Source organism: Pseudomonas sp. CJQ_9, from assembly GCF_043106615.1.
Taxonomy (GTDB): Bacteria; Pseudomonadota; Gammaproteobacteria; order Pseudomonadales; family Pseudomonadaceae; genus Aquipseudomonas; species Aquipseudomonas juntendi.
Genome location: NZ_JBICMS010000035.1, coordinates 38,898 through 53,572, shown reverse-complemented (window position 1 = coordinate 53,572; position 14,675 = coordinate 38,898). Strand labels below are relative to the sequence as shown.

Here is a 14,675-nt window from a genome sequence, read left to right as displayed (position 1 = left end):
GCTCCTACAAGAGGTCGCGAGGCGTGCAGGAGCGGGTCGCGCGGCCCATGAGCCGTCAGTCCTTGCGTCGCTTCAGCTGGTCCACCAGGGTGGTCGGCAGCCCCTTGATGATCAGGGTGCCGGCGGCCTCGTCATACTCCACCTTGTCGCCCAGCAGGTGCGCCTCGAAGCTGATCGACAGCCCTTCGGCACGCCCGGTGAAGCGACGGAACTGGTTGAGGGTGCGTTTATCCGCCGGAATCTCCGGCGACAAGCCGTAGTCCTTGTTGCGGATATGGTCGTAGAACGCCTTGGGCCGGTCTTCGTCGATCAGGCTGGACAGCTCTTCCAGCGTCACCGGCTCGCCCAGTTTGGTCTGGGTAGTGGCGTACTCGACCAGCGTCTGGGTCTTTTCGCGGGCGGAGGCTTCCGGCAAGTCTTCGCTCTCGACGAAGTCGCTGAAGGCCTTGAGCAGGGTGCGGGTTTCACCCGGGCCGTCGACACCTTCCTGGCAGCCGATGAAATCGCGGAAATAGTCCGAGACCTTCTTGCCGTTCTTGCCCTTGATGAACGAGATGTACTGCTTGGAGTTCTGGTTGTTCTTCCACTCGGACAGGTTGATGCGCGCCGCCAGGTGCAACTGGCCAAGGTCAAGATGACGAGATGGGGTTACGTCGAGTTCAGCATTCACCGCCACGCCTTCACTGTGGTGCAGCAGGGCGATTGCCAGGTATTCGGTCATGCCCTGTTGGTAATGGGCAAACAGCACGTGACCGCCGGTGGACAGGTTGGACTCTTCCATCAGCTTCTGCAGGTGCTCCACGGCCAGGCGGCTGAAGGCGGTGAACCCCGTTTCCCCTTCCAGGTACTGCTTCAGCCAGCCGCTGAGCGGGTAGGCCCCCGACTCGCTGTGGAAGAAGCCCCAGGCCTTGCCTTGTTTGGCGTTGTAGCTGTCGTTCAGGTCTGCCAGCAGGTTTTCGATGGCGTCGGAAGCCGCCAATTCGCTGTCGCGGGCATGCAGTACGGCGGGGCTGCCATCAGGCTTCTTGTCGATCAGGTGAACGATGCAATGACGGATAGGCATGAAATTCTCGGCGAGCTGCAAAAGTCGCCAAGTTTAACCCAGACACCCAGTGGTGCAGTGGCCGGATGTTGGCCGAAATGCCGGTTGTTCGTTTTTTGTTCATTTTTGTACGTTTTAAGCCAAAACCCCTGAAAAACCTGCATTTAATCGAAGTGCGCAGCGGATATTTATCCACTCCTGTGGTAGCTTTGCGCGGTCTTGTGCCCACCTGTGGCGCATTGCTGGCAGCGCGCTGCCGTCGTGTCGAACCAAACGCCGATTTGGGTATCTACATACCCAATTGGCGCGGCCCTCCAACTACAAGGGGCTGGCCCGATAACGTCGTCGTTCGCTGCATAACCATCGAATTTGATAGGGAAGGAACACCACCATGGCATTGACCAAAGACCAACTGATTGCCGACATCGCCGAGTCGATCGCCGCGCCGAAAGCCACCGCCAAGAACGCACTGGAGCAACTGGGCCAGATCGTTGCTGACCAGCTGGAAAACGGCGCTGAAATCACCCTGCCAGGCATCGGCAAGCTGAAAGTCTCGGAGCGTCCTGCCCGCACTGGCCGCAACCCTTCGACTGGCGCTGCCATCGAAATCGCTGCCAAGAAAGTCGTCAAGTTCGTGCCAGCCAAAGTGCTGACCGACGCTATCAACAAGTAATTGTTGCTGCTTTGACGAAACCGCGCCCGGCTTGCCCGGGCGCGGTTTTTTCATGCCTGTGATCGGCCCTGGGCGTACCAGCGCTGGCGTGCCGCTTCATCGTGGAAGCTCCAGGCAACCATGCGGCTCTGCTTCTGGCCCTGGCCCATTTCGACGACACGTACGGCCTTGGCGCCGGCCTTCTTCAGTGCCGCTTCTATACCCGGCAGGTTGCTGGCCTTTGACACCAGGCTGGTGAACCACAATACGCTCCCGGCGTACTGCACGCTTTCGCTCACCAGTTGGGTGACAAAGCGGATTTCGCCGCCCTCGCACCACAGTTCATTGTTCTGGCCACCAAAGTTGAGCACCGGAAGCTTGCGTTTGGGGTCCTGCTTGCCCAGGTTTTTCCACTTGCGTTGGCTACCGCGGGTGGCTTCGTCGCGGGAGGCGTGGAAGGGTGGGTTGCACAGGGTCAGGTCGAAACGCTCCTCTGGCTGCAACAGACCGCTGAGGATATGGCCCCGGTTCGCCTGCTGGCGCAGGGCAATGGCTTTGCCCAGGCCGTTGGCCTGGACGATGGCCTTGGCCGAGGCCAGGGCTACCGGGTCGATATCCGAACCGAGAAAGCGCCAGCGGTAGTCGCTGTGGCCCAGCAGCGGGTAAATGCAGTTGGCACCCACGCCGATGTCCAGCGCGCGTACCTGGGCGCCTTTGGGAATTTCCCCCGCGTTGTCCGTGGCCAGCAAATCCGCGGCTACGTGGATGTAGTCGGCGCGGCCGGGAATGGGCGGGCACAGGTAGTCGGCGGGGATATCCCAGTGCTGGATGCCGTATTGGGCCTTGAGCAGAGCACGGTTGAATACCCTTACGGCTTCGGGGTTGGCGAAGTCGATGCTGGGTTTGCCGTGGGGGTTGGTGATGGTGAAGCGGGCCAGGTCAGGGTGGGCCTTGATCAGGCTGGGGAAGTCGTAGCGACCCTGGTGCCGGTTGCGCGGGTGCAGGGTGGGTTTGTCGGTCATGGTGGGGTCCGGTGTTGCAGGCCTTGGGGCTGCTCTGCAGCCCTATCGCGACACAAGGCCGCTCCTAAAGGATAGCGGCGCCTGTGAAACCGGCACCGTCCTGTAGGAGCGGCCTTGTGTCGCGATAGGGCCGCACAGCGGCCCCAGCGGTCTATCAGGTTGTCACAGCGCTGCAATGCGCGCGTGCTGCTCGGTGAAGTTGGCCAGGGCCTGTTCGGACTCGGCCAGCTTGGCGCGCTCCTTCTCGATCACTGCAGGCGGGGCCTTGTCGACGAAGGCAGCGTTGGACAGCTTGCCACCCACGCGTGCCACTTCGCCTTGCAGGCGCTGAATTTCCTTGTTCAGGCGTGCCAGCTCGGCATCCTTGTCGATCAGCCCGGCCATCGGCACCAGCACTTGCAGGTCACCCACCAGCGCAGTAGCCGACAGCGGTGCCTCTTCGGCATCGCTCAGCACGGTGAACGATTCGACCTTGGCCAGCTTCTTCAGCAAGGCTTCGTTCTCTTGCAGGCGGCGCTGGTCGTCGGCGTTGGCGTTCTTCAGGAACAGGGGCAGCGGCTTGCCCGGGCCAATGTTCATTTCGGCGCGGATGTTGCGCAGGCCCACCATCAGCTCTTTCAGCCATTCGATATCACCTTCGGCGGCAGCATCGATGCGGCTTTCATTGGCCACCGGCCATGGCTGCAGCATGATGGTCTTGCCTTCGATACCGGCCAGCGGTGCGATACGCTGCCAGATTTCCTCGGTGATGAACGGCATGAATGGGTGTGCCAGGCGCAGCGCCACTTCCAGCACGCGCACCAGGGTGCGGCGGGTGCCGCGGGCGCGCTCGACCGGGGCATTTTCGTCCCACAGCACAGGCTTGGACAGCTCCAGGTACCAGTCGCAGTACTGGTTCCAGATGAACTCGTACAGCGCCTGGCTGGCCAGGTCGAAGCGGAACTGCTCCAGCTGGCGGGTCACCTCGGCTTCGGTGCGCTGCAGCTGCGAGATGATCCAGCGGTCAGCCAGCGACAGCTCATAGGCCTCGCCGTTCTGGCCACAATCTTCGCCCTTGTCCAGCACGTAGCGGGCAGCGTTCCAGATCTTGTTGCAGAAGTTGCGATAGCCCTCGACGCGGCCCATGTCGAACTTGATGTCGCGGCCAGTGGACGCCAGCGAGCAGAAGGTGAAGCGCAAGGCGTCGGTGCCGTAGCTGGCGATGCCTTCGGGGAACTCGGCCTTGGTCTGCTTGGCGATTTTCTCGGCCAGCTTGGGCTGCATCATGCCGCTGGTGCGTTTTTCCAGCAGGGCGTCGAGGGTGATGCCGTCGACGATGTCCAGTGGGTCCAGCACGTTGCCCTTGGACTTGGACATCTTCTGGCCCTGGCCATCACGCACCAGGCCGTGCACGTACACGGTCTTGAATGGAACCTGCGGGGTGCCGTCCTCGTTCTTGATCAGGTGCATGGTCAGCATGATCATGCGCGCAACCCAGAAGAAGATGATGTCGAAGCCCGTCACCAGCACGTCGGTGGAGTGGAACTTCTTGAGGAATTCGGTCTGCTCCGGCCAGCCCAGGGTAGAGAAGGTCCACAGGCCCGAACTGAACCAGGTATCGAGCACGTCGTCGTCCTGGCGCAACACCACATCGGCGCCCAGTTGGTGCTTGGCGCGCACTTCCTGCTCGTTGCGGCCAACGTAGACCTGGCCGGCCTCGTCGTACCACGCCGGAATGCGGTGGCCCCACCACAGCTGGCGGCTGATGCACCAGTCCTGGATGTCGCGCATCCACGAGAAGTACATGTTCTCATACTGTTTGGGCACGAACTGGATGCGGCCGTCTTCCACGGCAGCAATGGCAGGCTCTGCCAGCGGCTTGGTGGAAACGTACCACTGGTCGGTCAGCCAGGGTTCGATCACGGTACCGGAACGGTCGCCTTTCGGCACTTTCAGGGCGTGGTCGTCGATGCTGACCAGCAGGCCCTGGGCGTCCAGGTCGGCCACGATCTGTTTGCGGGCCACGAAGCGGTCGAGGTTGGCGTACTGCGCTGGCAGTTGGGTGTCGACCTGCTCGTTGACGCTGCCGTCGAGGTTGAAGGCCTGGGCGTTGGCCAGCACGACGGCATTCTTGTCGAAGATGTTCAGCAGTGGCAGGTTATGCCGCTTGCCGACTTCATAGTCGTTGAAGTCGTGGGCCGGGGTGATCTTCACGCAGCCGGTGCCGAACGCAGGGTCGCAGTAGTCGTCGGCGATGATCGGAATGCGACGGCCCACCAGCGGCAGCTCGACGTACTTGCCGATCAGTGCCTGGTAGCGTTCGTCATTCGGGTTGACCGCCACGGCGGCGTCGCCCAGCAGGGTTTCCGGGCGGGTAGTGGCAACCACCAGGTAACCCTCGCCTTCGGCGGTCTTGGCGCCATCGGCCAGCGGGTAGCGCAGGTTCCACAGGTGGCCTTTTTCGTCGTGGTTTTCCACTTCGAGGTCGGAGATGGCCGTGTGCAGCTTGGTGTCCCAGTTGACCAGGCGCTTGCCGCGGTAGATCAGGCCATCTTCGTGCAGGCGCACGAAGGCTTCCTTGACCGCTTCGGACAGGCCGTCGTCCATGGTGAAGCGCTCGCGGCTCCAGTCGACCGACGAGCCCAGGCGGCGGATTTGCCGGCTGATATTGCCGCCGGACTGATCCTTCCATTCCCAGACCTTCTCCAGGAACTTCTCGCGGCCCAGATCATGCCGGTTCTGGCCCTTGGCCTCGAGTTGGCGCTCGACCAGCATCTGGGTGGCGATACCGGCGTGGTCGGTGCCTGGCTGCCACAGGGTGTCGCGGCCTTGCATGCGGCGGAAACGGATCAGGGCATCCATGATCGCGTTGTTGAAACCGTGGCCCATGTGCAGGCTGCCGGTGACGTTCGGCGGCGGGATCATGATGGTGTAGGACTCGCCTGCACCTTGTGGAGCGAAATAGTTCTCGGACTCCCAGGTGTTGTACCAGGAAGTTTCGATGGCGTGCGGCTGGTAGGTCTTATCCATGCGCGGCGGGACCCTGTGCATTTATTCGGGAAAGCCGGGAAGTATAACCAAGCTGGGGGCCGCAGGCGACAAGCTGCTGACAACTGTCGGAACTGTGTTGCCCGCTGCCACAAGCCCGCCACAGGCTTCGAGGGCCGTGAGGTGCCTGTGGGAGCGGGCATGCCCGCGAAGCAGGCGACACCGATGTGCGGGTTTACTCGGAACGCTTGATCAACCGCTCGATGCGCGCATCCAGCCGGCGCTTGATTTCGTTCTCGATATGCGGGGTAAAGTCGTTGATCACGTCCTGCATGATCATCTGCGCCGCGGCGCGCAGCTCACTCTCGAGGTGTAGCAGGGTGTCCTGGCGGCGCGTCTGCGGGTCTTCCTCGGGCGCAGCCGCTTCGGTAACCGGCGCGTCCGGCAACAACGGCAGTTGCTCGACGGTTTCGGTCAGCAGGGGTGGTTGCAGGTCGGCGTCGCCGAGCAACTGACGGATCGACTCAAGGTCGTCGAGCAGGTGAGCGGAGTCGGGCAGGGGGGAGTGCTTGTCCATCGTCGTCAAAGTCGCTGTAAGCGGTGGTCTTGCAGAGCATAGCCCTGTTCACGGTAGAAACGGAATCGCTCTCGCGCCGATTGGCGAATGTCGGGCGCCTCGACGACGATTTCCGCCACCCGCTCGAACTGGCCAACAAAGCCCGGCACGCTAGCGCCCAGGTTGATCAGCAGGCCGTGGTGGTCACCGGCGTGTTCCGCAAGGCCCAGGGCCACGCCGGCATCGGCATGCACCTCGGCCAGGTCGTGGGGCACGAAAGCTTCGCCCTTGAAGCGCCATAGGCGCAGGTCCAGTTCGTCGCGTTGCTCGGCATCCTGGCAATGCAGGTAGACCCGGTGGCCAAGGCGCCAGGCCTTTTCACACAGCTTGCAGGCGAAATCGAGCCGCGCCGACAGCGAGTCGGTGGGCAGGATATAGAAGTCGACTTTGCTCATGGTCGGTATGGCCGGCCGGTGGCGCGCCAGCACCACCGGCGTCACGGCCTCAGGCGCCCGCGCGGTCCAGCAGGTACTGGGTCAGCAGTGGCACCGGGCGACCCGTGGCGCCCTTGTCCTTGCCGCCGCTGACCCACGCCGTACCGGCGATGTCCATGTGCGCCCAGTTGTAGGCCTTGGCGAAACGCGACAGGAAGCAGCCTGCGGTGATGGTGCCGGCCTTCGGCCCGCCGATGTTGCCCATGTCGGCGAACGGGCTATCCAGTTGTTCCTGGTACTCGTCGAACAGCGGCAGTTGCCAGGCGCGGTCGTCTGCCCGCTTGCCCGCGTCGAGCAATTGCCCGACCAGGTCGTCATTGTTGCCCATCAGGCCGGAGGTGTGGCTGCCCAAGGCGACGATGCAGGCGCCTGTCAGGGTGGCGACGTCGATCACCGCCTGTGGCTTGAAACGCTCGGCGTAGGTCAGGGTATCGCACAGCACCAGGCGGCCTTCGGCGTCGGTGTTGAGGATTTCCACGGTCTGGCCGCTCATGGTGGTCACGATGTCACCCGGGCGGGTGGCGCCGCCACTTGGCATGTTCTCGGCACAGGCCAGCAGGCAGACCAGGTTGATGGGCAGTTGCAGCTCCAGCACTGCACGCAGGGTGCCCATGACGCTGGCGGCGCCGCACATGTCGTACTTCATTTCGTCCATGCCGGCGCCGGGTTTCAGGCTGATGCCGCCGGTGTCGAAGGTGATGCCTTTACCTACCAGCACGAAGGGCTTGTCGGCCTTCTTGCCGCCCTGGTAGTTGAGCACGATCAGGCGTGGCGGCTGGTCGCTGCCCTGGCCCACGGCGTAGAAGGCGCCCATGCCCAGGTCCTTGATCTTTTTCTCGTCGAGCACTTCGACCTTCAGTCCCTTGTGCGCCTTGCCCAGGTCCTTGGCCTGCTCGGCAAGGAAGCTCGGGTGGCACAGGTTCGGTGGCAGGTTGCCCAGGTCGCGGGTGAACGCCATGCCGGTGGCGATGGCGCTGGCGTGCTTCACCGCGCGCTCGACGTCGGCCTGGCCGGCCTTGTCTGCCAGCAGGGTGACTTTTTTCAGTGCCCGCGGCTCGACCTTCTGGCTCTTGAAGCGGTCGAACACGTATTCGCCGTCCTGCAGGGTTTCGGCCAGCAGGCGGTACTTGCCGTAATGGGCATCGCGGTTGCTGACGGCAATATCGTCCAGGGCCAGCACGGCATCGGCGCCATTGAGCCCCTTGAGCACGCCGGCGACGCTGGCGACCAGCTTGCGCCAGGCGCGGTCGCCCAGGGCTTCGTCCTTGCCGCTGCCAACCAGCAGGACACGTTCGGCCTTGAGCCCCGGGAGGTTGTGCAGCAGCAAGGTCTGGCCCGGTTTGCCGGCCAGGTCACCGCGCTTGAGTACCGCGCTGATGGCACCCTCGGTGGCCTGGTCGACGGCCTTGGCCACCGCGCCAAGTTTGCGATTTTCACCGACTGCAATGACCAGGGTGGCGGTTTTTACCGATGCAGCAGCTACGCTTTTTACAACCAGTTCCATGTCAGGGTCCCCGAATGATCGATACAAATGGCGCTGTACATTGCAGCGCTCTGGACGGGCCTGGCCGCGCCGTCGCGCGCCAGCGGAAAAGCTGCCAGTTTGAGCCTGCCACCCGCGTGCTGACAACCCCGTTATGCGCCTTCACGCGCCGCCAAGTGACAGGCGCAGCCAATCACAGGATAATGCGCGCACTTTACATGGAGGTTCGCCTTTGGCGAACCGGCATTGGTCTTGGATGTACTAAGTCATTGTTTGGCGCCATTGCATGGCAGTCCGCCCTGACAACCCAGGAGTGTCTGGTTTGATCGTCTTTCGTTATCTGTCCCGCGAGGTCCTGGTGACCTTGAGCGCCGTCAGCGCCGTGCTGCTGGTGATCATCATGAGTGGGCGCTTCATCAAGTACCTGGCCCAGGCCGCCCAGGGCGTGCTCGACCCTGGCGTATTGTTCCTGATCATGGGTTTCCGCCTGCCGGGTTTCCTGCAGCTGATCCTGCCCCTGGGGCTGTTCCTCGGCATTCTGCTGGCGTACGGGCGCCTGTACCTGGAAAGCGAAATGACCGTGCTCTCGGCCACTGGCATGAGCCAGCAGCGCCTGCTGGGCATGACCATGGCGCCGGCCGCACTGGTGGCGCTGCTGGTGGCCTGGTTGAGCCTGAGCCTGGCGCCACTGGGCGTGGCCCAGGTGCAGCAGATCATCGCCCAGCAGGACACCCTGACCGAGTTCGACACCTTGGTGCCAGGCCGTTTCCAGATGCTGCGTGACGGCTCGCGGGTCACCTACACCGAGCAACTGTCGGACGACCGCGTCAAGCTCGGTGGCGTGTTCATCTCCGAGAAACGCTTCAATCAGGACAAGACCAAGGACCGTGCGCCGTCAGTGCTGGTGGCGGAAAAGGGCCACCAGGAGATCCAGGCCGATGGCAACCGTTACCTGGTGCTGGAAAACGGCTACCGCTACGACGGTAACCCCGGCCAGGCCGACTACCGGGCCATCAAGTACGACACCTATGGCGTGTTGCTGCCCAAGCCGGAAGTGGCCGAGGAAGTGACCGAGCGCGAGGCCATTCCGACCCTCGACCTGTTCGGCAAGACCGACCTGCGCGAACGCGCCGAACTGCAATGGCGGCTGTCGTTGCCGATCCTGGTCTTCGTGGTGACCCTGCTGGCGGTGCCGCTGTCGCGGGTCAACCCGCGCCAGGGCCGCTTCCTCAAGTTGCTGCCGGCAATTCTTCTGTACATGGCCTACCTGACAATGCTGATTTCCGTACGTGGCGCCCTGGAGAAGGGCAAGTTGCCGATTGCCCTGGGCATGTGGTGGGTCCACGGGCTGTTCCTGCTCATCGGCCTTGGCCTGATGTACTGGGAGCCATTGCGCCTCAAGCGTGCCGCCCGCCGTGCGGAGGTGGCCCATGGCTAAACTCGACCGCTACATCGGCCAGAGCGTGCTGCTGGCCATCCTGGCGGTGCTGGGGATCATCCTCGGCCTGGCCTCGTTGTTCGCGTTCATCGATGAGATGGGCGACCTGAGCGACACCTATACGGTGATGCAGGCTGGTTACTACGTCTTGCTAACGGCGCCGCGGCGGCTCTATGAGATGCTGCCCATGGCTGCGCTGATCGGTTGCCTGATTGGCCTGGGTAGCCTGGCCAGCAGCAGCGAACTGACCATCATGCGTGCGGCCGGTGTGTCCATCGGGCGTATTGTCTGGGCGGTGATGAAGCCCATGCTGGTGCTGATGCTGGTCGGCCTGCTGATTGGCGAATACGTGGCGCCGGTCACCGAGAACAAGGCCCAGGCTGACCGCTCGCTGGCCCAGGGTGGGGGCGAGGCGCAGAGCTCCAAGCGTGGCATGTGGCATCGCCAGGGCGAAGAGTTCGTGCACATCAACGCCGTGCAGCCCAATGGCCTGTTGCTGGGCGTGACCCGCTACCGCTTCGACAGCGAGCGCAAGATCCAGACGTCGAGCTTTGCCCGGCGTGCCCAGTACACCGACGATCACTGGTTGCTCAGCGACGTCAACACAACCTTCTTCCGCGGGGACCACACCGAGGTGGTGAAGGCCCCCACCGAGCGCTGGGACGTGTCGCTGACCCCGCAACTGCTGAACACCGTGATCCTGGCGCCGGAGTCGCTGTCGATCACCGGCCTGTGGGACTACATCCACTACCTGTCCGACCAGGGCCTGAACAACGCCCGTTACTGGCTGGCGTTCTGGACCAAGGTCCTGCAGCCGATGGTGACTGCGGCACTGGTGTTGATGGCCATTTCGTTCATCTTCGGCCCGCTGCGCTCGGTGACCTTGGGCCAGCGGGTGTTCACCGGCGTGCTGGTGGGCTTCGTATTCCGCATCGGCCAGGACCTGCTCGGCCCTTCGAGCCAGGTGTTCGGCTTCCCGCCCTTGCTGGCGGTGGTCATCCCGGCGGGCATCTGTGCCCTGGCCGGTGTGTGGTTGCTGCGCCGGGCGGGGTAATGGCTTGAGCTGGAGAAAAAGCTGACCTCAGGTTAATGCCTGTGAGTTAAGCGTTACTGGGGCTGCTTTGCAGCCCTTCGCGGGCACGCCCGCTCCTACACGCTTGGCGCTGCGCGATCCCCTGTGGGAGCGGGCGTGCCCGCGAAGGGTCGCAAAGCGGCCCCAAATTACTTAACTGACTGGCATTAACCTCAGGTCGGCTTTTTCATTGGGGCCGGGCCTTTCTATTTCTTCTGTTTCGGCACACGCACCAGCTGGCTTTCGGAATAGATGTCATGCCAGCCCCGCTTGCGTTTGTCGATCAGCGCCCAGAAGAAACCCAGCCCCAGGCACAACCACGACGCGATCGACACCACAAAGCGCAGCAGTGCCTGCCACAGGCTGATCGCCGAACCGTCTGCGTTCTGTACCCGCACGCCCCATACCTGCATGCCCAGCGTCTGCCCGCCGTGGGTCCAGAACTTGGCGAAAAAGCCGAACAAGGCGAACAGCAGAACCGTGGACAGCAACGGGTCGCCGTCCAGTGCGCCTGCCTCGGTCAGCTCGCGCATGCGGGCTTCGCCAATGATCGCCATCTGGATCATCTTATAGGCCCCAGCGGTCACGATCAGCAGTGCAGTGCACAACAGGAAGTCGTAGAACATCGCCGCCAGGCGTCGGCCCAGGCCGACCGGCGGAAAATCACCCTGGGGTGTGAGCAAAGGCTTGGACATGCAAAACGGCTCCAGAAGATGAAGCCGCTATTCTACGGGCAAAAAAAAGCCCCTGCACTTGGCAGGGGCTTTTGCAGTCGGGTTCGGCTTAGCCTGCAACCTGGACTTTGTCCGCTTGCATGCCTTTCTGGCCCTGCACGGCCTCGAAAGTGACCTTTTGGCCTTCTTTCAGGCTCTTGAAGCCGTTGCCTTCGATTGCGCGGAAGTGCACGAACAGATCCGGACCGCTTTCTGGGGTGATGAAACCGTAACCTTTTTCGTCATTGAACCACTTGACGGTACCGTTCTGACGTTCAGCCATTGTCTTATTTCCTATGGAGCTCAAATTTTGATGACAGTTACTTTCGCACTTTGTGTAAGCGAAAGATTACTGGGCTGGGTTGCAGGAAAGTAAGAGACGTCGAACGGGTTGTAGCAACTCTCGGCTACTGGCCCAGGTCACGAACCATTGCGACCCATGCAAACACAGTGGAATGACTCTACGCCAACTCCCGAGCGAAAAACAAGCCCTCGGCCATGCGGAATAACGGGCCTTTTTTCACGTACCGATCACCGTCGTGCAAACGGCATGGTGGCTGGCCTGGCGCCATGTTCAAAAGTTACCGGGCAGGTTTCGGAAACGAATATGCCACGCCTGCCCGCCACCTTCACAAAGCTCATTCACCCACGGTAGTAACGTTGCGCCACGAATGGCATTTTGCTGACTTTCAAGGCCACCTTCTTGCCCCGCACCACGGCAAATAGCGCGGTGTCGATTGCCGCATGTTCACTATCGATATAACCCATTGCAACGGGCGCCCCAACTGTCGGGCCAAAACCGCCGCTGGACACTTTGCCAACCGGTTTATCGTTGGCGTCGACAATGTCCGCGCCTTCGCGTACAGGCGTGCGCTCTTGCGGCAACAGGCCGACGCGTTTGCGTGCCACACCGTCGCGCTGCTGGATAAAGATGGCCTCGGCGCCCGGGAACCCACCCGCACGCTGGCCGTCGGCGCGGCGCACCTTGGAAATCGCCCACAGCAAACTGGCCTCGACTGGGGTGGTTTCGCTGTTCATGTCGTGGCCATACAGGCACAGGCCGGCTTCCAGGCGCAGCGAATCACGGGCACCCAGCCCGATCGGCTGTACTTCCGGTTCGGCCAGCAGGCGGCGGGCCAAGGCTTCGGCGGCGCCGGCCGGCACCGAGATCTCGTAGCCATCTTCGCCGGTGTAGCCCGAGCGGCTGACGAAGCAGTCTTCGCCCAGCAGTTTTACCTCCCGCAACTGCATGAAGGTCATGTTGGCCACTTCCGGCGCCAGCCGCGCGAGTACATGCGCTGCCGCCGGGCCCTGCAGGGCCAGCAGCGCACGCGCTTCGAACTGCGGCTGCACCTCGCAGTGGGTCCCGATGTGCGCTTGCAGGTGAGCCAGGTCCTGCGCCTTGCAGGCGGCGTTGACCACCAGGAATAGCTTGTCGTCGCCCAGGTTGGCAACCATCAGGTCGTCAAGAATACCGCCTTGGGCATCGGTGAACATGGCGTAGCGCTGCATGCCCACCGGCAGGTCAATGATGTCTACCGGCACCAGGCTTTCAAGGGCTTTGGCAGCGTTGGCACCGTGCAGGATGATCTGGCCCATGTGCGACACATCGAACAGGCCGGCCTGTTCACGGGTATGCAGGTGCTCCTTGAGGACGCCCAGCGGGTACTGCACCGGCATGTCATAGCCCGCGAACGGCACCATGCGCGCCCCCAGCTCCAGGTGCAAGGCATGCAGTGGGGTCTTGAGCAGTGTTTCGGACATCGGTGACTCCTTGCTTTCGTTAGTGGGTCAACACTCGATGATGTTGACGGCCAGGCCGCCACGGGCGGTCTCTTTGTATTTGCTTTTCATGTCGGCGCCGGTCTGGCGCATGGTACGGATGACCTTGTCGAGCGATACGTGGTGCTGCCCGTCGCCGCGCAAGGCCATGCGCACCGCATTGATCGCCTTTACCGAGCCCATGGCGTTGCGCTCGATGCAGGGCACCTGGACCAGCCCGCCAATGGGGTCGCAGGTTAGCCCCAGGTTATGTTCCATGCCGATTTCGGCGGCGTTCTCCACTTGCTGCACACTGCCGCCCATCACCTCGCACAGCGCCCCGGCAGCCATCGAGCAGGCCACCCCGACTTCGCCCTGGCAGCCCACCTCGGCCCCGGAGATCGAGGCGTTTTCCTTGTACAAGATGCCGATGGCCGCAGCCGTGAGCAGAAAACGCACCACCCCGTCTTCGCTGGCACCGGGCACGAAGCGCATGTAGTAGTGCAGTACCGCGGGGACGATACCGGCGGCGCCATTGGTGGGCGCGGTGACCACCCGCCCGCCATAGGCGTTTTCCTCATTCACCGCCAGCGCATACAGATTCACCCAGTCCAGTACCGACAGGGCATCGCGCAGGCTGGCCTCCGGGTGCCGGCTGAGCTGGCGGTACAGTGCCGGTGCCCGGCGCTTGACCTTGAGCCCACCCGGCAGAATGCCCTCATGCTGGCAGCCGGCTTCTACGCAGTCCTGCATCACTTGCCAGATGCGCAGCAGCCCGGCGCGGGTTTGTGCCTCTGGGCGCCAGGCCTGCTCGTTGGCCAGCATCACCTGGCTGACCGCCAGGTCGTGCGTGGTGCAGTGGCCGAGCAGCTGTTTGGCGGTGGTGAACGGGTAGGCCAGGGCGGTGCTGTCCTCGACAATACGGTCGTGGCCGGCGGCGGCTTCGTCAACCACGAAGCCGCCGCCCACCGAGTAGTACTCGCGGCTGCGGATCTGCAGGCCGGCGTTGTCGAATGCGCGGAAGATCATGCCGTTGGGGTGGTAGTCCAGTGGCTTGCGGATCATTGCCAGGTGCTGCTTTTCATTGAAGGCAATGGTGTGCTCGCCCAGCAGCTTGAGCTTGCCACTGCTGCGGATGGCCTGCAGGCGGGCGGGGATGCTGTCGGTATCGAGGGTGTCCGGCTGTTCGCCTTCAAGGCCGAGCAACACGGCCTTGTCACTGCCGTGGCCTTTGCCGGTGGCACCCAGTGAGCCATACAGCTCGGCCTTGACGCTGGCCGTTTTGGCCAGCAGGCCATCACGGCGCAGCCCTTCGGCAAACCGCGCAGCGGCGCGCATCGGGCCGACGGTGTGGGAACTGGAGGGGCCGATGCCGATCTTGAACAGGTCGAAGACGCTCAAAGCCATTGCTCGTTCCCTCCAGAAAGAAAAGGCGAGTGCTGCGCACTCGATCGCCGGCAAGCCAGCTCCCACAG

13 protein-coding genes are annotated in these 14,675 nt (G+C 62.9%); 3 read left to right on the top strand and 10 right to left on the bottom strand.

Translation table 11 applies throughout. From position 1 onward, the window contains the following. Positions 1-55: 55 nt before the first annotated feature. Positions 56-1,063 (bottom strand): nucleoid-associated protein YejK, encoded by a 1,008-nt coding sequence (gene yejK / locus ACF8SD_RS05865; protein ID WP_173887695.1) that lies wholly within the window; start codon positions 1,061-1,063, stop codon positions 56-58. A 370-nt stretch (positions 1,064-1,433) separates the two neighbouring features. Between yejK and ACF8SD_RS05860 the strand changes: the two genes are divergently transcribed. Further along, positions 1,434-1,715 (top strand): HU family DNA-binding protein, encoded by a 282-nt coding sequence (locus ACF8SD_RS05860; protein ID WP_003255106.1) that lies wholly within the window; start codon positions 1,434-1,436, stop codon positions 1,713-1,715. Between the two features lie 50 nt (positions 1,716-1,765). Here the strand turns inward: ACF8SD_RS05860 and rlmF are convergent, their stop codons facing one another. The 5 genes from rlmF to ACF8SD_RS05835 all read right to left on the bottom strand — a co-directional run bounded on the left by rlmF (position 1,766) and on the right by ACF8SD_RS05835 (position 8,237). Next, positions 1,766-2,716: a 23S rRNA (adenine(1618)-N(6))-methyltransferase RlmF gene (gene rlmF / locus ACF8SD_RS05855; RefSeq protein WP_173887696.1), complete on the bottom strand. Its 951-nt coding sequence runs from the start codon at positions 2,714-2,716 to the stop codon at positions 1,766-1,768. A 162-nt stretch (positions 2,717-2,878) separates the two neighbouring features. Continuing rightward, entirely contained in the window at positions 2,879-5,725 is a 2,847-nt protein-coding gene (locus ACF8SD_RS05850; protein WP_009687044.1) for a valine--tRNA ligase, read from the bottom strand. 193 nt (positions 5,726-5,918) lie between these two features. Further along, positions 5,919-6,260 (bottom strand): hypothetical protein, encoded by a 342-nt coding sequence (locus tag ACF8SD_RS05845; protein WP_009687043.1) that lies wholly within the window; start codon positions 6,258-6,260, stop codon positions 5,919-5,921. 5 nt (positions 6,261-6,265) lie between these two features. Continuing rightward, positions 6,266-6,694 carry a DNA polymerase III subunit chi gene (locus tag ACF8SD_RS05840; RefSeq protein WP_173891651.1) on the bottom strand — a complete coding sequence of 143 codons (429 nt, stop codon included), beginning with the start codon at positions 6,692-6,694 and terminating at the stop codon, positions 6,266-6,268. 49 nt (positions 6,695-6,743) lie between these two features. Then, positions 6,744-8,237: a leucyl aminopeptidase gene (locus ACF8SD_RS05835; protein ID WP_173887698.1), complete on the bottom strand. Its 1,494-nt coding sequence runs from the start codon at positions 8,235-8,237 to the stop codon at positions 6,744-6,746. Positions 8,238-8,538: 301 nt separating this feature from the next. On the opposite strand from ACF8SD_RS05835, the gene lptF reads away from it, so the two are divergent. Then, the gene (gene lptF, locus ACF8SD_RS05830; RefSeq protein WP_029886778.1) at positions 8,539-9,654 is read left to right on the top strand and encodes an LPS export ABC transporter permease LptF; all 1,116 of its coding nucleotides are present in this window, start codon (positions 8,539-8,541) and stop codon (positions 9,652-9,654) included. Further along, positions 9,647-10,708, top strand: coding sequence for an LPS export ABC transporter permease LptG (lptG, locus tag ACF8SD_RS05825; RefSeq protein WP_392484077.1), 1,062 nt, complete (start codon positions 9,647-9,649; stop codon positions 10,706-10,708). The genes lptF and lptG overlap by 8 nt, the downstream gene beginning before the upstream one ends. A gap of 224 nt (positions 10,709-10,932) precedes the next feature. On the opposite strand, the gene ACF8SD_RS05820 is transcribed toward lptG, so the two are convergent. The 4 genes from ACF8SD_RS05820 to ACF8SD_RS05805 all read right to left on the bottom strand — a co-directional run bounded on the left by ACF8SD_RS05820 (position 10,933) and on the right by ACF8SD_RS05805 (position 14,607). Then, positions 10,933-11,421, bottom strand: coding sequence for an RDD family protein (locus ACF8SD_RS05820; RefSeq protein WP_029886776.1), 489 nt, complete (start codon positions 11,419-11,421; stop codon positions 10,933-10,935). Positions 11,422-11,509: 88 nt separating this feature from the next. Then, positions 11,510-11,722, bottom strand: a complete 213-nt coding sequence (locus ACF8SD_RS05815) for a cold-shock protein (RefSeq protein ID WP_003257941.1) — start codon at positions 11,720-11,722, stop codon at positions 11,510-11,512. Positions 11,723-12,081: 359 nt separating this feature from the next. After that, positions 12,082-13,203 carry a glycine cleavage system aminomethyltransferase GcvT gene (gene gcvT / locus ACF8SD_RS05810; RefSeq protein WP_173887699.1) on the bottom strand — a complete coding sequence of 374 codons (1,122 nt, stop codon included), beginning with the start codon at positions 13,201-13,203 and terminating at the stop codon, positions 12,082-12,084. A gap of 27 nt (positions 13,204-13,230) precedes the next feature. After that, positions 13,231-14,607: an L-serine ammonia-lyase gene (locus ACF8SD_RS05805; RefSeq protein WP_392484076.1), complete on the bottom strand. Its 1,377-nt coding sequence runs from the start codon at positions 14,605-14,607 to the stop codon at positions 13,231-13,233. Between the last annotated feature and the right edge of the window lie 68 nt (positions 14,608-14,675).